General features: G+C 52.8%; 14 protein-coding genes. 11 read left to right on the forward strand and 3 right to left on the reverse strand.

The window, feature by feature from the left end; genetic code table 11:
• Positions 1–758: winged helix-turn-helix domain-containing protein (locus tag VL547_RS11120; RefSeq protein WP_325577742.1), on the reverse strand; the 758-nt coding region annotated here is incomplete at its 3' end.
• A gap of 248 nt (positions 759–1006) precedes the next feature.
• Between VL547_RS11120 and VL547_RS11125 the strand changes: the two genes are divergently transcribed.
• The 11 genes from VL547_RS11125 to VL547_RS11175 all read left to right on the forward strand — a co-directional run bounded on the left by VL547_RS11125 (position 1007) and on the right by VL547_RS11175 (position 19947).
• Positions 1007–1999: a ligand-binding sensor domain-containing protein gene (locus VL547_RS11125; RefSeq protein WP_325577743.1), complete on the forward strand. Its 993-nt coding sequence runs from the start codon at positions 1007–1009 to the stop codon at positions 1997–1999.
• Between the two features lie 23 nt (positions 2000–2022).
• Positions 2023–3504 (forward strand): serine hydrolase domain-containing protein, encoded by a 1482-nt coding sequence (locus VL547_RS11130; protein WP_325577744.1) that lies wholly within the window; start codon positions 2023–2025, stop codon positions 3502–3504.
• 9 nt (positions 3505–3513) lie between these two features.
• A complete protein-coding gene (locus VL547_RS11135; protein ID WP_325577745.1) occupies positions 3514–4218 on the forward strand; it encodes a hypothetical protein in 705 nt (234 codons plus the stop codon).
• A 158-nt stretch (positions 4219–4376) separates the two neighbouring features.
• Entirely contained in the window at positions 4377–4970 is a 594-nt protein-coding gene (locus tag VL547_RS11140; RefSeq protein ID WP_325577746.1) for an RNA polymerase sigma-70 factor, read from the forward strand.
• A gap of 101 nt (positions 4971–5071) precedes the next feature.
• The gene (locus tag VL547_RS11145) at positions 5072–6148 is read left to right on the forward strand and encodes a FecR family protein (protein ID WP_325577747.1); all 1077 of its coding nucleotides are present in this window, start codon (positions 5072–5074) and stop codon (positions 6146–6148) included.
• A 215-nt stretch (positions 6149–6363) separates the two neighbouring features.
• Positions 6364–9789 (forward strand): SusC/RagA family TonB-linked outer membrane protein, encoded by a 3426-nt coding sequence (locus VL547_RS11150; protein ID WP_325577748.1) that lies wholly within the window; start codon positions 6364–6366, stop codon positions 9787–9789.
• Positions 9790–9800: 11 nt separating this feature from the next.
• Positions 9801–11186 (forward strand): RagB/SusD family nutrient uptake outer membrane protein, encoded by a 1386-nt coding sequence (locus tag VL547_RS11155; protein ID WP_325577749.1) that lies wholly within the window; start codon positions 9801–9803, stop codon positions 11184–11186.
• A gap of 1 nt (position 11187) precedes the next feature.
• Entirely contained in the window at positions 11188–12117 is a 930-nt protein-coding gene (locus tag VL547_RS11160) for an ABC transporter ATP-binding protein (RefSeq protein WP_325577750.1), read from the forward strand.
• Positions 12117–14534: a Gldg family protein gene (locus VL547_RS11165; protein WP_325577751.1), complete on the forward strand. Its 2418-nt coding sequence runs from the start codon at positions 12117–12119 to the stop codon at positions 14532–14534. The genes VL547_RS11160 and VL547_RS11165 overlap by 1 nt, the downstream gene beginning before the upstream one ends.
• The gene (locus tag VL547_RS11170; RefSeq protein ID WP_325577752.1) at positions 14534–17140 is read left to right on the forward strand and encodes a MutS-related protein; all 2607 of its coding nucleotides are present in this window, start codon (positions 14534–14536) and stop codon (positions 17138–17140) included. Before VL547_RS11165 ends, VL547_RS11170 begins: the two co-directional genes overlap by 1 nt.
• Positions 17140–19947 (forward strand): M16 family metallopeptidase, encoded by a 2808-nt coding sequence (locus VL547_RS11175; protein WP_325577753.1) that lies wholly within the window; start codon positions 17140–17142, stop codon positions 19945–19947. The genes VL547_RS11170 and VL547_RS11175 overlap by 1 nt, the downstream gene beginning before the upstream one ends.
• A 131-nt stretch (positions 19948–20078) precedes the next feature.
• Here VL547_RS11175 and VL547_RS11180 read toward each other — a convergent pair whose 3' ends face one another.
• Together VL547_RS11180 and VL547_RS11185 are read right to left on the reverse strand one after the other, a co-directional pair.
• Positions 20079–20255, reverse strand: a complete 177-nt coding sequence (locus VL547_RS11180; protein WP_325577754.1) for a hypothetical protein — start codon at positions 20253–20255, stop codon at positions 20079–20081.
• 744 nt (positions 20256–20999) lie between these two features.
• Positions 21000–21653, reverse strand: a 654-nt coding sequence (locus VL547_RS11185; RefSeq protein ID WP_325577755.1) for an ABC transporter permease, incomplete at its 5' end; no start/stop codon positions are given.

A 21653-nucleotide genomic window follows, 5' to 3' on the forward strand; every position in this document is an offset into this window, starting at 1 on the left:
ACAACAATTTTGATGTTTGGATCAAGTTCCAATTTTTTTCTAAGTTTTGATATGAACATATCCAGGCTGCGCCCCACAATAACACCCTCATCCTCCCATATCTCTTTTTGAAGCCGGCTTCTCTCTATGGTCTCGTTAGGAGACAACGCGAGAATTTGGAGCACTCGGGTTTCAGTTCCGGTCAAGTCAATCGTCTTTCCATTCATTGTGAGCTTACGATTCTTCGCATCAAACGCAACAGCGCCCAAAGTAATCATACCCGTATCCTGGCCCGCCGCAGGTAAAGCTGTTTCCGGCTTACCAGATCTAAAAAAAAGGAAGCCAACAAATGCTAAAAATGGCAGGCTGCCCAGAAGAATCCCCCTTTTTGCTGGATTTACGCTCGGTATCTTAAATTTTACGTTAATCATGTAACCAGCTGTAGGCTGCTTTCTTCCCATACAAGGTATAATATCATCTTTTCGGTTTTTTGATATAGCGTATCCATAGACAACGCTGGCGTTGCCGCGGTTAAGAACGGTGACAACATAATCCCCTGCGAGCGGGTCTCTGGCCAATATACGCCGGGTAGTATTTACCAGGGAATCCGGTTGAAAAGTCAGATTATTCTCAAACCTGATCCTGTATTCATTTTCTGCAATCTTTGCTATCGGGAGCACCCTTGACGTACTGTCGCCCGATTGTAAAAGTAGCTCATGTCCGATCTGGCGGAGTAAAACATCCCTTCTGGAGATATCAAAATTGTCATTGTCCTCCATACTGAGAGCCCCACAGATTATGGAGATAATCATGAGTAATACCGATCCGAACACGTATTTACGTTTTCCGTCGAGGAGATTTCGGCTAAGATGCATAATGTCAAGCTTTTATTTACAAAGTTTACATTCTTATTTACAATCCAAATCCCTGCGCTGAAGGGTATCAAAGTAATTTCGTAGGGTCAAGAATGCAGCTGCTACGACCGGTATTGGACTCGTGCAGCTTGCCAATATTAAATAAATAGATTATGAAATATGTGTGTACATATGCTTTTTCCTTAATGTCATTTTTTCACACCTCCTATGGACAAAGCCAAAAAAACATACCTAAAGATAATATCAAGACCGGAACCAAAGGCGTAATCATTCCCTACGGACCTAATTCCTCGGTTCGTACCATCAGGCAAGATAGAAAGGGCAACATTTGGCTTGCTTCAAACGAAGGAATTATTCGGTACGATGGAAAATCTTTTACCAATATCACAGGTAACCTGTTTCCGGATCGCTTTTTTTCTCTGTTAGAAGATAGAAATGGGAATTTTTGGTTCGGTACATATGGCTCCGGTGTTTATTATTACGATGGGAAATCCTCTCAGCATTTCACTACTTCGGAGGGGCTTGCCAGTAATTTGGTTATGACTATATGTGAAGACAAAGCCGGTATTATTTGGTTCGGCACCGGTGGCGGACTAAGCCGCTACGATGGGAAATCTTTTCGAAATTTTACAACGAAAGATGGACTGCCTCAAAATGATATTACCACTATAATGGAAGACAAAACCGGGAGATTATGGATTGGGGCAGGGGAGCCCTGTATTTATGATGGAAGAACATTTGCCATTTTCAGAAATAATGAAGACAAGGCTTTTGAAGATGTTTTGTCAATAATCGAAGATAAAAAAGGCAATATATGGCTTGGAGGAGGTGACGGTCTGTGGCGCTATGACGGCAGCACCTTTGCCAATTTCACAAAGAATCATGTGCGCTGTATCTACGAAGATAAAAAAGGAAACATTTGGACGAATGCTTTTAATGACAACGGAAAGTTTGCGTTTTCCCGTTATGACGAAAAGTCATTGTCTGATAAAAAGCCAACTGTAACTGAAATAGCACAATCACTAAACCTTTTTGACATTTTAGAAGCCAATGACGGAAGCATTTGGTTTGGCGCATTTGATGGAGTGTATCGTTATGATGGAAAAACCATCACGGATTTTAAAAGTCCAGCCGGTAAAAAATAATCACTATTTTTTAATTTATCATTATGACTAAACACACAAAAGCTTTTACGCCATTTTTTTTATTTCTATTCTTTTGTATCCAGGCAAGTTTTGTACTTGGACAAAATAATACAACATATTCAAAAGAGGTGCAAGAGAAAATCAAAAAGTTTGAAAACAATTTAGGTTTATGGGTGCAAATAGGGGGTCAACGATTTACACTTGCCGACAGAATGAGGAGCAATCATGTAAACGGAGTAAGTATTGCATTGATAAAAGATTATAAGATCGAGTGGGCAAAAGGATATGGCTGGGCAGACAGTGCGGAGCAACGGGCGGTAACAATTAATACATTATTTCAAGCGGGTTCAATCAGTAAATCATTAAATGGGGTTGGTGTTTTAAAATTAGTACAGGAAGGCAAATTGAACCTTGATTCAGATATTAATATTTATTTGAAATCATGGAAATTCCCTTATGACTCTCTGTCCAAAGGGAAAAAGATAACGATAGCAAATTTGTTAAGCCATACAGCAGGATTAACAGTACATGGATTTGACGGTTATGAAAACGGATATGCCGTGCCTACGCTGATACAGATTTTAAATGGCGAAAAGCCGGCTAACAATAAAGCGATTCGCTCAATGTATGAGCCATCTCTTAAGTCGGAATATTCAGGTGGAGGAATAACCATATCACAACTAATATTGCAGGATGTAACAGGGCTACCTTACGATACATACATGTGGAGCAATGTACTGAGGCCAATGGGAATGAGCAATAGTTTTTATACTCAACCGCCGCCTGCGGATAAAGAGAATTTATTGGCAACAGGCTATTATAATGATGGGGCGGCAGTGAAAGGGAAGTATCATATTTATCCGGAGCAAGCTGCTGCGGGCCTATGGACAAACCCTACGGATTTGGCTAAATATATTATAGAAACACAACTATCATTAAAGGGAAAAAGCAATAAAGTACTTTCCCGGGAAACAACCAGGCTCAGATTGACCCCTTATATTGACAGCTCTGCAGCGTTAGGCGTGTTTATTATTAAAAAAGGAAATGAAAAATATTTTAACCATAGTGGTTCTGATGAAGGCTTTGTTGCCGAGTATTACGGCAGCATGGAAAATGGGAATGGAGTAGTAGTAATGGCAAATACCGATAACGGAGCCCTGTTAAGCGAAATAGTCAATTCCCTGGCTTCTGTTTATAGCTGGAAAGATTTTTATACCCCGAAAATTAAGAACATTGTTACGGTAAGTAACGAAATATTGAAATCATACGTAGGAAACTACAAGCTACATAGGGATACACTTAATGTTACTCTTGAAAAAGAGGGTTTGATGATAAGATTGGGCGGTAAAACGCAATACAAAATTTATTTTACTTCTGATACTGATTTTTTTATGTTGGAAATGGCTGGATCAGAACAAAAATTTACAAAAGATAATAGCAATAAAATCGTTGGCTTTGACATTAATGATAACGGTTATAAAATGCGGGCTGTAAAAATAGAGTAACCAAACCGAATGAAAAAAATCGCAAAACTATTCGTGCTGTTCTCGATGTCTGTCTTTCTCTCTTCCTGTGTGGGACAGAACCAAACAGGCTCACCTAAAGAAAATATCGAGGCCGAAATTAAAGACACAGTCACTTCCTCCGGATATAATGATCCTAATATTTACACAAAGTATGAATATACCGATTCTATCAGTAAGAGCCTGATCATACAAAACAGCTTCCCCAAAGGTGAAACCTACACTGACCCTAATGGGAAGGAGTATTTTAAAGTTATATTTTGGACTCGAATAATCAATGAAACAGATAGTCCTCTTGACTTGAAGATTGGCTTTCCTGTGGATTCATATGAACTTCCGTCTTCACCTGGTAAATACTTTAAAATATTGCTTCCTTCCGACACAATCACAATTGGTAAAGGGCCATTATATAACTATGGTCTGATAGGTTTAAAATCTTTTTTAGATGATAGTATTCATAAGCAGTCATCTTTAAAGAGAACTATTAATCCAAAGGAATCGAGTGGTTTTTATGTGGTAATACTCTTTGATAACGGAGTAGGGGGTCCATTTCGAACAGGACTAAGTATAAAGGGGAAAAATCTTTTTTATAGAGTTTCACGATACGCCAGCACGCCAGCCCACTCATTATTAATTGACGAGAAGGAAATTAATTGTGGAAGTATTAATTTGGGAAATTTGCTGTTAAAGAAATAATCAGCGCTCAAAACGCAGCGTGGTCTGAACAGGCGCCCGTGTACCCAAGCACATACCACGGACCTGCGCCGCCTCCGGTGGTGTGGGCAATCCCACTCAGTGGTAATCGGGGCGTGTTGTTCGATAAAGCCATTTTTTCCCTACTTTTATCGATCTGCATGACACCACACGGCTCTTATACCGATGAACAGTTGGTGGCATCGCTTGCAAACGGCGATGCGGCAGCCTTTACGGAGATATACGAACGGTACTGGTCCCGGCTGCTGGCCTACGCCATGGGCGTCATCCGCCAACAATCGGACGCTGAGGATATCGTCCAGGAGCTTTTCGTGTCGATCTGGCGGCGGCGCCGGGAGCTGCACGTCGAACGGGCCCTGTCTACTTATTTATATAATAGCATCCGGTACCTGGCGATCCGGCATATCGAAAAGAGCAGCACTTACTCCGATTACCTGCAACGGCTCGGCTTCTGGATCGCCGGCGTGGGCGCGCCCGATGTCGAAGCCGACCTCCGTGGCCGCGAGCTTCAGCGCCAAATCGATCAGCTGATCCAGGAGCTCCCGGAGAAAATGCGGGAAGTGTTCGTCCTCAGCCGGCGGCAGCACCTCAGCTACAAAGAGATTGCCGAACGGTTATCCATATCCGAAGAAACGGTCAGGAAACAGGTGTACAGGTCGCTCCAGATCCTCCGCACCCGGCTCGGCCCCTTGCCCCACGGTATCCTCATTTTCGCCGCCGTCCATTTTTTTTAAAAAAAACTTAATATAGCGTACCACTTCCGTTCCCGGTGGGTCACTAATCTAAGGAGGCACCTATCTTCCCGACTATGACGACAAAAGACGCACAACGATTATTGCAGCGGTATCTGGCCGGGGAATGTACCCCGGAGGAGAAGGTTTTGCTGGAAGGGTGGTGGGACGAGCTGCAGGCGGAGTTCAAGTGGGAAGTCCCGGCAGGGGAGGAGAGCGAAGTTCATGACCGGATGCTTTCCAGGATAAGGGCGGAGTTGGAGGAACCGAAAGTGATAAGGCCGCGCATATGGTACGCCGCAGCCGCTGCGGTAGTGCTCATCGCCGCCGGAAGCTGGTTCTGGTTATCACGAACCCCCGTTCAACCGACACCTGATACGCCAATCGCCATCGAGGCTCCCCCCGGCGGCGACCACGCCATACTTACACTCGCTAACGGTAAATCAGTCGTGCTGGATAGCGCCGCGAACGGCACGCTGGCAATACAGGGTAAGGACCGTATCGTAAAGCAGGGCGGACAACTGGACTACCAGGGCGCCTCCAAGGCGGACGGCCCCGAACTGTTCAACAACCTGGCGACACCCAGGGGAGGTCAATACAAGCTCGTCCTGGCGGACGGCACAAAGGTCTGGCTGGATGCAGAGTCCTCCATTACCTACCCCACGGCCTTTGCCGGAAAGACTCGCCAGGTGAGCATTACAGGGCAGGCCTATTTCGAGGTCGTACACAATGCGAACATGCCGTTCGAGGTAAAAGTGGGGGAAAAAATCGTGAAAGACATCGGAACGGCATTCAACATCGACGCCTATACGGACGAGCCGACGCTGAAGATTACGCTGGCGAGCGGTGCAATAGCCGTGGACGGGAAAACAGAACTGAACAAGCCTGGTCGGCAGGTCGAATACAAAGGCGGCGAACAACAACTGCATGACGCTGACCTGAATGCGGTGCTCGCCTGGAAGAACGGCCTATTCTACCTGACCAGCGCCGACATCGGCACCGTCATGCGACAGGTGAGCCGCTGGTACGATGTCGACGTTCAATTCGAAAATGGCATGCCTGCGGGGCACATCACGGGTGAGGTCCCCCGCAACACCATGCTGTCAACGGTTTTACAGGTATTGAGGACCAGTGGTGTCCATTTTACAACAGAAGGGAAAACTATACGTGTGATGCCTTAAGAATTAAGAACCCTCTCTTTTGTAGCCAGGAAATTGAAGCCTTATCCTCTTTAGATAAAGGTTAGCGGATGTCTGTTGCCCAAGGCAGCCCAAAGGCCAGCCTCACGCGCGGCAGAAAAAAACCGGAAGTGTTCGTACCACTCCCGGCGAAAGTTCAGGCTAACCCAAACAATTGTTGGAACTGCTTTATTGTTAAACCCAAACACTGCAAATGTATGCTTTTACAGGCATTGGAACGCGAATTCCTGCCCCGGCGGCGGACGCGTATCACCAAAACTCTCCTGGCCATGAGACTAACGACCATCTTATTGCTGGCTACCTCGTTGCACCTCAGCGCGAGGACCGGTGCACAGCAGATCAACTTGACGGAGCAGCATGCTTCCCTCGACAAGGTCTTCAAAAAGATCTCCGATCAGACCGGGTACCTGTTCGTGTACCGGGACGAATGGCTCAAACAGACGCGGGATGTGACCATCTCCGTGCACAACGCGAGCCTGAAAGACGTGTTGGACATCTGTTTCAACAACCAGCCTTTTACCTACACGATCATCGACAAGATGGTCGTGCTAAAGGAAAAGCCCGCGCCGGCCGTGCTGATCGACCGGCAACCGGACGGATCCGCCATCCACGGCCGCGTGGTAGACAACAACGGCGCACCGCTGGCTGGCGCGTCGATCCGTGTCAAGGGAACTACAAGCGGGGCTCAGTCCGATGTCCGGGGGGACTTTGAGCTCAAAAACCTTACCGATGGAATGGTATTGATCGTTTCCTACACCGGATACGTCACCAAAGAAGATACCGTCTCCGCAAAGAATCGAATGTTCATCTATGTAGTGCTGCAGCGCAGCCAGGACGAGTTGGACGCGATGGTGATCCAGGCCTACGGCACCACCAGCCGGCGCTTCAACGTCGGCTCCATCGCCACCGTGGATGCGAGCACCATCGAGAAGCAACCGGTCACCAACGTCCTGCTGGCGCTCGCAGGCCAGGTGCCGGGTCTTGCCGTCAACGCCACCACCGGTGTGCCCGGCTCGCAGGTACTCATACAGGTCCGGGGACAGAATACCGTAAACAGCAATCCCTACACCTTCAGGCCCTATGACCAGCCCCTGTTCATCATCGATGGCGTGCCTTTCGCCCCGCAAAACAACAACATCTCCCAACTCAACAACCTGTCCAACGCCCAAAGCTATAGCGGCGGTATCAACGCCGAGGGGGGTATCAGTCCTTTCGACAACATCAACCCCAACGACATCGAGAGCGTCACCATTTTAAAGGATGCGGATGCCACCTCCATCTATGGTACCCAGGGCTCGAACGGCGTCATCCTGATCACGACGAAGAAAGGTAAGCCCGGCAAGACCGTGTTCAATCTCGTGGCGGAAACGGGGGACAACATCGCCGCCCGGTCGATCAAGCTTATGAACACCCAGCAATACTTGCAATACCGCAAGGATGCCTTTGCGGCCGACGGTATTACCCCTAGCAATAATCCTTATAACTACGGTTCCTTCGCGCCCGACCTGACGATCTTCGATCAAAATAGATATACCGATTGGGAGAAAGTCATCTTTGGCAAGACGACCAACAATACGGACCTCCACGCGAGCCTTTCGGGCGGAGCGTATAACAACACCTTTATGGTCTCCGCCGGGTACACCCGTTCCACCTACAATATCCCCGGCGATTTTGCCGACCAGCGGCTGACCTTGCATAGCAATTTTCACCACGTGTCCAATGACAACCGGCTGACCCTCGACTTCGGGTCGGACTTCGGTTATGATCAGAATAACTCGCCTGGGAGCGGTGCCGGATCGAGTATACTTTTGCCGCCCAACACCCCCGACCTGAAGGATGCGCAAGGTAACCTGCTGTGGAGCTACCAGGGTGTGGACCTCAGTCAGTACCAGTTCTACCAGTACTCGAAGAAACCGGACCTGACGCATAACTACAACCTCAATACCACGATGCGGATCGCCTATAAGCTGATGACGGGTTTGACCCTCAGCGCCAACATGGGTTATAACCGCAACACCACGTCCGAACACGCCATCGATCCGGCTGCCGCTCAGGATCCCCTCTATGCGTATGTGACATCGACCTGGGCCACCAATAATTTTGAAACGATCAACATCGAACCCCAGCTCGACTATACCACCGCCATCGGGAAAGGGATGCTGACCTCGCTGGTAGGCGCCACCTACAAAAAGAATACCGGCTACAGCAACACGGTGGAAGGCTACGGCTACGCCAACGATAATTTCCTGGGATCGCTCAACGGCGCAGCCAACGTATACGCCAACGACAACAGCACCATCTATAAGTATGACGCCGTTTTCGCCCGGTTGAAATACGTGTACGACCAGGAATATATCCTTTCCCTGACAGGCCGCAGGGACGGCTCCAGCAACTTCGGCCCCGGAAATCAATTCGGTAATTTCGGCTCGGTGGGCGCCGGCTGGATCGTTTCAGAAGAGAAGGCGTTCAAAAGGGCAATGCCCTTCATGGATTACGCGAAGCTGTCCGGCAGCTATGGCACCAGTGGCAGTGACGGTATTGCGGCCTATATGTACCAGCCATTCTGGCAGCCCTTGACGTATGTACCCGCCTTCCAGGGATTTCACCCCAATGCCCCGCAAAACCTGTACAACCCCAATTACAGCTGGGCGCTGAAGAAGTCCCTGAACCTTGCCGCGGATATGGGCATGTTCCATGACCGGCTGCTGTTGAATGTCACCTGGTACCGGGACCGCGAAGGCAACCAGCTGGGCGGCTACCCGTTGCCCGCCCAGACCGGCTTTACACAAGTCCTGGAAAACCTGCCGGCCAACGTCCAGAACGCCGGCTGGGAATTCAGCGTCACATCCAACCAGATCAAGCGAAAGAATTTCAGCTGGTCGACGACCTTCAATATCACCTTTAACCGGAACAAGCTGCTTTCCTTCCCCAACCTGGCCGGTTCTTCTTACGACTATTCCTATGTGCTGGGCAAACCTACGTCGGAGGTCCTGGGTTTCCAGTACAAGGGCCTGAACCCCCAAACCGGGCTTTTCGAATACTATACCAGCAAGGGCCAAACCACCAATACCCCCAATGGCAGCCTGGCGTCGCAGGGGGGAGACCTCGTACCGATCGCCGACCGCGAGGTAAAATATATGGGCGGGTTTGGGAATACCCTTACCTACAAACGTCTTAGTATGTACGTGTTCTTCCAGTTCTCCAGCCAGGAAGCCCCGAATTTCATGAGCGAGGTCTACAGCGTCAATCTACCCGCCACACAATCCATGAACGAGCCCGTACAGGTGCTGAACTATTGGAAGAATCCGGGGGACCATGCGGAATTCCAGAAACTCACCACCACCTACAGTACCCCGGCGTTCCAGGCGGCATCGAACTTCGGCCAGTCTTCCGGTGCGTACAGCAGTGATGTCTATGCGCGGCTGAAAACCCTGGCGCTGTCCTGGTCGTTCCCCGATGGGTTTCTCAAAAAGGCGCGTATCCAGAACGCCAAGATATTCGTCAACGCGCAGAACCTGCTGACGATCACGAATTACAAGGTGGGAGACCCCGAGACATTCTCCAATTACACCGCCCTGCCCATCCAGCGGACCATCGTATGCGGGCTAAACTTTAATTTCTAATTCATTGCAGCATGAAAAATAAGACTCTCATCATCGGACTGGTCATGCTCACCGCCTGTAAAAAATTGATCGAGATCCCGCCGGCGCCACCGACGGCCATCTCCCAGACGGCGCAGTTTGCCGATAGCGCCACGGCGATGACGGCCATCGCGGGCATCTATAGCTATCCTTCAAACGGCACCGGGGGTTTTACTTTCAATGACGGTTATCTCACGCAATGCACCGGGCTTTCTTCCGACGAGATCAACGTCACCACCACCCAAGGCAACGATTTCCCCGAGTTCTATCAGTATGGCGTCACCCGGTACACCTCGTATGTGCTGAACCTATGGGAGGATCCCTATTACGGAATCTACCCGGTGAATGCGGCGATGGGCGGAATAGCCTCCAGCAGCGGGTTATCCGCTTCCTTTAAGACACAATTGACCGGCGAGCTCAAGGTGGTCAGGTCGTTATATAATTTCGACCTCGTGAGTTTGTTCGGGGCGGTTCCTCTGATTACGTCCACCGACTATAACATCAATTCGCAGATCGGCCGAACTTCAGTGGACTCGATCTATGGCCAGATCATAACCGACCTGACCCAGGCGGAGCAGGTACTCCCCGTGGCTTACCCGTCCCAGGGACATATCCGGCCGAACCTCTATACCGTCAAGGCCCTCCTGGCCAAGGTCTATCTGTACCAGCGCAACTGGCAGGCGGCTTACGACGCCGCCGACACGGTCATTAATTCCGGTATCTATGCCCTCGAGCCGAACCTGAACAACGTTTTCCTCGACGGGAGCCAGGAGGCGATCTGGCAGCTACCCGCCAATGGGGACTACAACGTCACGAAGGAAGCGCAAAATTATGTGCCATACACCAACAGCACCGTCCCCGCCTACCCCCTGACCACATTCCTGGTCAATGCCTTCGAAGCCGGGGATCAGCGGCTGCAGGACTGGGCCGGGACCTCCATTGTCAACACGGGATCCGGCAATCAAACCTTTTACTACCCCTACAAGTATAAGAATGTGAGTAACACGGCCCCCACGACGGAGGACTTCATGATCTTCCGCCTGGGCGAGCAATACCTGATTCACGCGGAAGCCGCCGCGGAGCTGGGCAACCTGGGTATCGCCATATCCGATCTGAATACCGTGCGCACCAGAGCCGGGCTGGGGCCTACTACCGCGTCCACGCAAGCGGCGCTGTTAACGGCCATCATGCACGAGCGCCAGGTAGAGCTTTTCTGCGAATGGGGCAACCGCTGGTTCGACCTGGTCAGGACGGGCACGGCCGCCACCATACTCAATGCGGAAAAGAGCGGTTTTCAGCCGTACATGACCTTGTATCCGGTGCCCAACGCGCAGCTACAGGTGAATACTATGTTGACACAAAACCCGGGATATAATTAATATGCAGCAATCCATTGTTAGAATCGAGCACCTGTCCCACCGCTATGCCACCAGTTGGGCCATCAGAGACGTCAACATCGAAATCAACCAGAGCGGGATCGTCGGCCTGCTGGGCAGTAACGGCGCGGGAAAGTCCACGACCATGAATATCCTATGTGGATCGCTCAACCAAACGGAAGGAAATGTGTACGTAGGCGGCATCGACATGCGGAAAGACCCCGAGGCCGCCAAACGGTTGATCGGTTTTCTGCCCCAAACGGCGCCCCTCTACATGGACCTTACGGTGGACGAGTATTTACTCTATTGCGCCCATTTGCGGAAAATGGCGACCCCGGATATCCGGCCGGCCCTGGAAGCCGCCAAGGAACGCTGCGGGATCAGCCACTACAGCCAACGGCTGATCCGCAACCTTTCGGGCGGCTACCGGCAGCGCGTGGGCATCGCCCAGGCCATCATCCACCGGCCGCAGCTGGTGGTGCTGGACGAGCCGACCAACGGACTCGACCCCAACCAGATCATAGAAGTCAGGGCTTTGATAAAGGAGATCGCCGCCGACCGGGCGGTGATCTTCTCTTCGCATATCCTTTCGGAGGTGCAGGTGCTCTGCAAGGAGATCAAGATGATCGATAACGGCAGGATCGTTTTTTCGGATACGATGGACGCCTTCAACAACTACGTCGAGCCGCACAGCGTACTCATGCACATGGAGAACCCGCCCGCCGCGGAAATACTGTTGCAAATACCGGGCGTGACCAAAGCCGATTTCCTTACGGAACGGCAGGTCAGGCTCTATTTCAACGCCGACCAGGAAATCACCGAACGGATCATCGCCGCCAGCGTAGCAGGCGGCTGGCGCCTCAGGGAGATCAGCCTCGATAAAAGCTCGCTGGACGAAATATTCGCTCAACTATCAAATCACCGTCAGAACTAATGAAAACGATATTTAAGATCGCGAAGACCGAACTGTCGCTGTTGTTTTATTCCCCCATAGCCTGGTTCCTGCTGATCGCCTTCCTTTTTCAAGCCGGGCTCACGTACACCGGTGAAATCGAGAACTACCTGATCACCCAGGAAATGGGCGGCAGGAGACTGCAATACCTTACCTTTCTGACCTCGAAGATTTTCGCGCCGCAATATGGTATCTGGCCGCAGCTGGTCAGAAATTTATATCTCTACCTGCCGCTCCTGACCATGGGGCTGATGAGCCGCGAAATCAACGGCGGCACCATCAAGCTGCTGTATTCATCACCCATCAAAGTAAGGGAGATCATCTTTGGCAAATTTTTCGCCATGATGATCTACAACATCACCCTGGTGGGCGTCCTGGCGATCATCGTCGTTTGCGGGCTGGTGAATATCCACGATGCCGATCCGGGCATGCTGATCAGCGGCCTGGTCGGCGTCTACATCCTGCTGTGCGCCTATGCCGCCATCGGACTATTCATGTCCTGTCTGACCTCCTACCAGGTGGTGGCCGCACTGAGCACCCTGGTGCTGCTGGCCGCGCTCAGCTATATAGGGACGGTATGGCAAAGCATCGACTTTGTCCGTGACCTGACCTATTTCCTTTCCATTTCGGGCCGCACGGATAACATGCTGCTGGGGATGATCACCACCAAAGACCTGCTGTACTTCGCGGTGATCATTTTCATCTTTCTCAGTTTCAGTATCTATAAGCTCCAGGGCGACCGGGAATCGAAACCCGCGTGGATCAAGGCGAGCCGTTATGTGATCATCGTCGTGGCGGGGCTGGCTATAGGCTATACCGGCAGCAGGCCTGGTCTGATCGGTTATGTGGACCTGACTGCTACCAAGTCCATGACCCTCACCGCCAACTCCCAGTCGATCATCAAAGCCATGGGGGACGAGCCACTCGAAGTGACTTCCTATATCAACCTGTTGGATGGCCGGTTCTTCTACGGCGTACCCGAACGCCGCAACCAGGATGTGGCGCGCTGGGAGCCCTACGTCCGGTTCAAACCGGATATTCATTTCAAGTATGTCTACTACTACGACAGCACCAATGCCGATCTGTTCAAATTCAATCCCGGTAAAACGATGAAGGGGCTGGCTGAAAATTTTGCCACGTCGATGAAGCTCGACCTGAAAGACTTCAAGACGCCTCAGGAGATTCGCAAGATCATCGACCTGCGCCCGGAGCAGGGCCGGTATGTCATGCAGCTGAAGTACAAGGGCCGGTCCACATTTCTGCGGCTCTTCGACGACCAGATTACCTTTCCTACGGAGACCGAAACGGACGCCGCGCTGAAGCGCCTGCTGCAGACGCATATGCCGAAGATCGCTTTTTTGCAGGGGGATGCCGAACGCAGCATCGACAAGCTGGGCGACCGGCAGTATAAGATGACCGCCAACCAGATCACCTTCCGGTATTCGCTGGTCAACCAGGGTTTCGACGTCGAGTCCGTGTCGCTGAAAGACCAGGATGTCCCGGGCGACATCGCGGCGCTTGTCATTGCCGACCCGAAGGTAGCCCTCGATACGACGGTGGCCAGGCGACTACAGCAATACATGGCGGCGGGCGGAAACCTCCTGCTGGCCGGGGAACCGGGCAAGCAGTCGCTCCTCAATCCGCTGCTGCAACCCCTGGGGGTTCAATTCATGGACGGTATGCTGATCGAGAAGAGCAAGGACTACTCGCCGGCCCTGATCCAATTGTATCCCACCGCGTTCGCCGACAGTTTGACGAAAAAACTGGCACAGGACGAAGACGACAGCCTTCCCGTCACCATGCTCGGGGCGGCTGCCCTTACCTACACCAACGACGGTCCCTTCAAGATCACCCCTCTGCTGATGACGGACGGTAGTGAAACCTGGAATAAAAAGGTCAAGCCTACCGAGGACCAGATAGAGTCCAGTGAAGACGATAACGTAAACCAGTCGGGCGCTACGATGGTCATGACGATGTCCGCCCCCCCGCCTATGGCGTCCGGCAAGCACCACGATGAAAAGCCGGCCTTCCCGGTGCTGTCCTATTCCGCCGCCGACGGCGACCAGTCCGGCCCGTTGACGACGGCCATCGCACTCACGCGCACGATCAACGGCAAACAACAGCGGATCGTCGTCACCGGCGACGCAGACTTCCTGAGCAATGCCGAGCTGGCACGCTATACGCCCCGGACCTCCAATTTCGACTTCAGCACGGCGCTATTCAGCTGGTTCAGCAACGGCGAGTTCCCGATCGATACCTCGCGGCCGCTCAGCAAGGACAAGAGCATCACGCTGACCAGCGGTGGAATGGTCGCTCTGAAGTGGCTGCTCCTCGGTATTCTGCCAGGAATGCTATTGGTAGCCGGCACCATTATCCTAATCAGACGTAAACGGAAATAATGTTTGTAACTGACCAGCAAACCCTTGACGACCTGACGATTCCCGGGCGCCCGGGTGCGGAATCGGTCTACGGGCTGTTCAACCGGGCAATGACCCGCCAGGGATCGGCCGTGCTGGAGGACATGCTGCGCCATCCCCTCTCGGACGGAAAGGCCATTAGACAGCGCAGCGCCATCTTTCAAGCCTTGCAGGGACTGGGTAAGACGTTTCCGTTCAACCCTGAGTGGTTCGACATCGCGGAATCCTATCTGTCCGTCACCGACGAGCGGACGCGCCTTTCCGGAGACGGCCATTCCATCGGTAGCCGGGTGGTCGGCCTGATTGCCGAAGACAACGAGCTCAAGAATATCCAAAAGGGCGTCACCACGGTGGTGGAGATACTCCAGCACCTGCAACGCTTTGTGACCGGGTCTTTGCCCGATGCCTACCGCGAAGAAAAGACGACGATCGTGTCGCTGCTGGCGGAGCCTGAACTGCAGCCGTTGCTGCAGGAAACGTCGAAGGGCAAATTACCCTTTGCCAAAGTCGCGGCATATGACACGGCTGTCCGCTTCCGGCGCCGCGAGACCATGCGGCGGCTCCTGCAGCACATATATCGGTTGGACGCATACGGGACCGTTGGCCGGGTCGCCACCGAGCGGAGCTTCGTCTTCCCCGTCGTGCTGCCACCGGGTCGCCAGCAGGTCCTCCTGGAGGGCGTTTATCACCCCCACGTAAAAAACGCCATACCCAACACCGTAGCCATCACGGAGGATCAGCCCGTCGTTTTTCTCACCGGCGCGAACATGGCCGGCAAGAGCACCTTCATGAAAAGCCTGGGCATCGCCTTATTCCTTGCCCACGCCGGTTTCCCGGTGCCCGCCCGCCGGATGGAATTCTCGGTGTTCGATGGGATATACACGACGATCAACCTGCCCGACAACCTCGGGATGGGCGCGAGCCACTTTTACGCCGAAGTCCTGCGCGTAAAAAAGGTCGCCGCCGCCCTGGGCCAGGGCGGCCGCCTATTCGTGATTTTCGACGAGCTTTTTCGCGGCACGAATGTCAAGGACGCCTACGAAGCCACGGTGGCGCTGACATCTGCGTTTGCACGCCGGCGTGACTCTTTCTTCGTGATCTCGACGCACATCATCGAGGCGGGGGAGGTACTTGCAAGGGAAGACGCCGGCATCCGCCCCTTGTTCCTGCCGACGCGGATGAAGGGCAATCAGCCGGTATACACCTACCAGCTGGAAGAGGGCATTACGGCCGACCGGCATGGGATGGTTATCATCAACAACGAAGGTATCCCCGATTTGCTCCAACGCGAACCGCAGGAGCCCGCGAAGGCGCCCACCTTTGAAGTGGACCAACAGACCCTCACCGACATGAACCTCACCGGCAAATACCGCCCCGGCTCGATCTTTAGCCTATTCAACCAGGTAAAGACGACGGGAGCCGAACGGCTGCTCGAGGAGTTTTTTAATAAACCTTTGATGGACGCCGACTCCATCAACCAACGTATAGCCCGGCTAAAGGCCATCCAGGAACGTCGCCTGGCTTTCCCCTTTACCCGCGAACAACTCCGCCGCATCGAAGATTACCTGCACGCGGGCGCGGGCGGGCGATTGGCCACGACGGTCCAATTGTTCCGGTTAAGGCTGCTGGCGCTGGTCCTGAAGGATGAGCGGTACGCGGCAGTGACGGAGGCCGTGCGGGAGGTATCGGATTTTATCCGGAAGTGCAGGGTATTCTTCGGGCAGTTCGGCGCGTCGGGCCTCGTGGATGTGCAAACGGCCCGCGAAATTTTGAGCGAGGTGCCTACAACTCCATCCGGGCTCGCTCACAATCACCATCTCTTTGGCCAGGTACTCCGCGAACGCCTTCAGCAGCTATGTGCGATTTTGTATGAGCTCGATCTGGGTATCGCGGTGGGGGACGTCGCACGGCAACGGAACTTCACCTGGCCCCGCGCCCGAAAGTCAGAAGACAACGTCTTCCATGCCGAAAACCTGCGCCACCCCGCAGTAAACAAAGCCGTGGGCAACCGCATGACCTTCGACGCCGCCAGCAACGTCCTGTTCCTGACGGGCGCGAACATGGCCGGCAAATCCACCCTGATGAAATCCTTTGGCATAGCCGTATACCTCGCCCACATGGGTTTTCCGGTGGCAGCGGAGGACATGGAGTTCTCAGTCAGGGAAGGGCTGTATTCCTCCATCAACGTACCCGACGACCTCAGCCGTGGCTACAGCCACTTCTATGCGGAAGTGCTCCGCGTAAAAAAAGTAGCGGAAGCCGTCAGCGCCGGGCATAGCCTCGTCGTCATCTTCGACGAGCTCTTCAAAGGCACGAACGTAAAGGACGCCTATGACGGGACGCTCTCCATAACGAATGCCTTTGCCGGGTACAATCGCTGCATCTTTATCATATCCACCCATATCGTCGAGGCCGGGGAAGCATTAAAACCGCTGCGTGATAACCTGCGGTTCTCCTTTCTGCCCACAGTCCTGGAGGATGGCCGCCCACGCTATCCCTATATACTGCAGGAGGGCATTGCGGCCGATCGTGTCGGGATGACGATCATCGAGAACGAAAAGATACTTGATATCATAAAACAACATTAATGTCAACGATTACAAAGATTTGCCTGATCGCGCTCGCGGCACTGACTTCTACCGCCAGGGCGCAGCAGCCTTTGCCGCTCGACACCTCGGTCCGTTATGGCCGCCTGCCGAACGGCCTGACCTATTTCATCCGGCACAATGCCGAACCCAGGGACCGGGTGCTCTTTTACCTGGTCAACCGTGTCGGCTCCGTACTGGAAAATGACGACCAGCAGGGTCTCGCGCACTTCATGGAACACATGAGCTTTAACGGCACGACCCATTACCCTAAAAACGACCTGATCGATTACCTGCAAAAGAACGGCGTCCGGTTCGGCGCGGACATCAATGCCTACACCAGTTTTGACGAGACCGTCTATGAGCTGCCGATCCCTTCCGACAAGCCGGATGTCCTGGAGAACGGACTGCAAATCATCCGGGACTGGGCCCAGAACGCCACGCTCGACCCCGTCGAGATCGATAAGGAGCGCGGGGTGGTATTGGAAGAAAAGCGCCTGGGCAAGGGCGCGGCCGAACGCATGCGCCGTCTGTACTGGCCGGTCATCCTTGGTGGATCGCGTTATGCGAGCCGCCAGCCCATCGGCCTGGACACCGTCCTGAATAACTTCAAGCCGGAGACGATCCGGGACTTCTACCACGACTGGTACCGCCCCGACCTGCAGGCCGTCATCATTGTCGGAGACATCGACGTGGACAAAATGGAACAGGAGGTGAAGGCCCGCTTTTCGGACCTCCGGAACCCGATGCAGGAACGGCAACGGCCAAAATACACCGTTCCGCTCACCGGCCAGAATCACTTCGTCGTCGCTACCGATCGCGAAATGACGGCGACCCGGGCGGAAGTACTGATCAAGCATCCGGGGCTCATCGTAAAGACGGATGCGGATTTCCGCCGCAGCCTCGTCCAGGATCTGTTCAATGCGATGCTACAGGAAAGGTACGCGGAGCTGATCCGCCAGGCCAGCCCGCCATTCCTTCAGGCCGGCGCCGGTATCGGCGGTTTTATGGGCGGCCTTGATGTCGTCGACGCCAGCGTAACAGCCAAACAAGGGCAGCTGGAGCAGGGCTTCAAGGCCATGTGGCGCGAGATCATACGAGCACGGCGATTCGGGTTTACCGCCACCGAGCTCGGACGCGCGAAAGCCAGGTTGCTCAGCTCCGAAGAACGGGACTTGAAGGAAAAGGACAAAACCCCTTCCATCAACTATGTCCAGGATTACCAGTCCTTTTTCCTGGATGGCGAAGCCGCGGCCGGTATCGACGCGGAATATGCGCTTGCGGTGAAGGACATCCCCGGCATCACGCTAACGGAGGTGAACAACTTATTGGAGAGCAACCTGAAACCAACCGACCGTGATATCCTCATTATGGCGCCCGAAAAGGATGTCGCCTCCCTGCCCGACAGCGCCATCGTCGAAGGCTGGATACATTCGGTGGAATCCGAAAACCTTCAGGCATACAAGGACCAGGTCAATACCCTGCCGCTGCTCGTCGGCCAGCCCGCCGCGGGGAAGGTGACGGACGAGAAGTACGACCAACGGTTGAATACCACTACGCTTACCCTCAGTAACGGTCTTACCGTGGTGCTTAAGCCCACGGACTTCAAGAACGACCAGATCCTCTTCAGCGGGTTCGCGCCGGGTGGGACCTCACTCTACTCCGACGCGGACTACGAGTCTGCCACCGCGGCTGCGGCGGTCGTCGCCTCGGGTGGCGCTGGCAACTATAGCCAGGGCGACCTGCGGAAATTCCTTTCCGGTAAACAAGTGGGGGTACAGCCGGCTATCGAAGAACGTAGCCAGGGCATCAGCGGCCAGTCGACACCGGGAGACCTGGAGACAGCCCTCCAGCTCGTCTATGCTTATATGACCGAGCCGCGTAAAGACACGACCGTTTTCCACAGTATCATGGAGCGTTCGCGGGAACAATTGGCCAACCGTGCGAGCGATCCGGGCGCCGTATTCAGCGATTCGCTCAGCGCCATCCTGGGGAACTATAATTTCCGCCGCACCGGCCCCTCTCTCGAAAAGCTCGCGCAGATCGATCTCGACAAGGCCTACCGGATCTATAAGGAACGCTTCGCCGACGCCTCCGCATTTACCTTTACGTTCGTGGGGAATTTCGACCTGGCCACTATCAAGCCCCTGCTCGGGAAATACCTGGGGGCGCTTCCCTCGACCCACACCGGCTCACCGGCCAGGGACCTGGGTATCCACATCCCCGAGGGTGTACAGGAAAAGGTCGTCTACAAAGGGATCGAACCCAAGGCAACCGTATACATGGTCTATTCCGGGACCTTTGACTACACCAGGACAAACCTGACCAGCCTGGACGCGATAAAAGAGGCGTTGGAGATACGCCTGCTGCAACGGCTGCGCGAAGACGAAAGCGGCGTTTATAGCCCGGGCGTCGTTGTCAATTCCGCCAAATATCCGCAAGCGCGCTATTCGATGGTCATTACCTTCGGATGCGCTCCGCAAAACGTCAACAAACTGGTCGCTTCAGCCCTCGATGAGGTAGACAAGCTTCGAAAGGACGGCCCCTTGCAGGAAAACATCGATAAATGGAGGGCCGAGGCGAAAATGGCCCACGAGACCCAATTAAAGACGAACGGATTCTGGCTCGGCTACCTCAGCAGGCAGCTGCAGAATAATGAAGACCCCCACCAGGTCGAAGACTACTCCAGCGAACTCGACAAAATAACTGTCCCCCGGCTCCGCGACGCCGCCCGTCGATACCTAGGTGGCAACAATTATATCCGCGTGGAACTACTGCCCGTAAACAACCAGCCCGGCCCGGCCCGTTAAGATGTTTAGTTTTCTCATGTATATCCGGCCGGGGTTTTTACCCCGGCTTTTTTTGTGATGTTGGGGTCGTAATTAGCCTTTTGAGTAATTTTTAGGCTGATTGGAAATATAAGTTAGATGGCTACGCTATATCAGCGTTTTACCTTCTTGGCAGCTGTGCGTGCCTTCCGCGCTCTTAGTGCTCGGGTGATCTGGCCAGTGGCTTTATAGTCGGCAATGATCTTGCCCATGATCTCATGGTCCTCTTTAATGACCACATGGGGCTCTACCACGAAGTCAATTCCCTTGGGTTCTTTGATGTACCCCATATTATTGTTCTTTAAAGTATGGAGAACTATTCGGATAGCTTTGAGACTCAAGTTAAGCGGGAATATACTAGTAGGTTGCTTGCGTTTAAAGAGTGATGGTAGAATTGGCTAGCGAGCCTAGATTGCGAAAGGGTTGATAAGCTGAAGGCCGGGGATTTGTTGGAAGTCGGCGGTGTTTCGGGTGATGAGTGTGAGATCATGGACGAGGGCGGTGGCGGCCTGGGTAGCGATGGCTGCGGTGAGGGGCTAAATCGTCGCTTTGTTGACCAAGTTGGCGAGCGGGGCGAGTTTCTCCGGTGCGGCACCGTACCAACCTAGCAGTTCGATCTGGGTGATGATGGATATATCGGGAGGTAGCGGCTTAATGAAGGCCTTTCCGGCAGATACGAAAAATATTTGAGGGATGTAGTGAAGGAAAGGCAGTCGTCTAGAAGTGGAGTCGGGGTTTGTAGGTATATAGTTGGGTCAGTGGTGAAACAGTCGTTTTGATGAACAATAATGGGTATTGAGGCGGTAAAAAAGATTTTTTTCACCTGATTTGGAGCGGTGGTTTTGATGTAGTGAAAGATTTAAAGGACCGGGGGGGGCTACGAAATGCCAGGCATATATAGGTGTTTGAGGCTTTGTATATGAATGAATCAGAAGGATAGGGATTTGATTCTAAAAATGATGCCTACTGCCAGAGCGGGGTTCATAATTTTGTTGAAATACCATCCGAAAGTTAACCATATAGAGTTGAGATTTTTACTCCGCTCTCAGGCTTCTTGCCGGGTTTATATGGGCGGCCTTGATGGCTTGGATGCTTATAGTCAGTAGGGCGATGACCAAGGTCAGCAGGGAACCTAAAACAAAGATCCATCCGCTCATGGGAATGCGATAGGGGAAATTGTCGAGCCATCGGCTGGCGGCATACCAGGCAGCGGGGATGGCCAGTAGAAAGGAGATAAGGACCAACCCGACAAATTTTTTGGCTACCAATCCGGATATCTGCCAAACGCTTGCGCCTAGCACTTTTCGTACGCCTATTTCTTTGGTGCGCCTGCCGATGGATAGCAGGGTCAACCCGAAAAGGCCGATGCCGGATATAAATATTGTTAGAATAGCTGCATAGCCGATGATCTGCCGCCATTTATCTTCTGGTTCATAGCTCCGCTCATTATCCTCTTCCACGAAATGGTATGCAAAGGGATGCCAAGGGTCGAGATTTTTGTAGATTTTTTCAACGGCTGCAACCGTCGCTGCCGTATTGTTGGGCTGTATCCGGATCAGGAACTGGCCGAGGCTTACGGAGGGATCGATTGTAAAAAGTTGTGGCTTGATCTTTTGTTTCAGGGAGGCAAAATGATAGTCTTTTACCACGCCTATGACCATCAGCCGGCGATCTTTTCCGTCGACCTG

Source organism: Dinghuibacter sp. (assembly GCF_035492835.1).
Classification (GTDB): domain Bacteria; phylum Bacteroidota; class Bacteroidia; order Chitinophagales; family Chitinophagaceae; genus Dinghuibacter.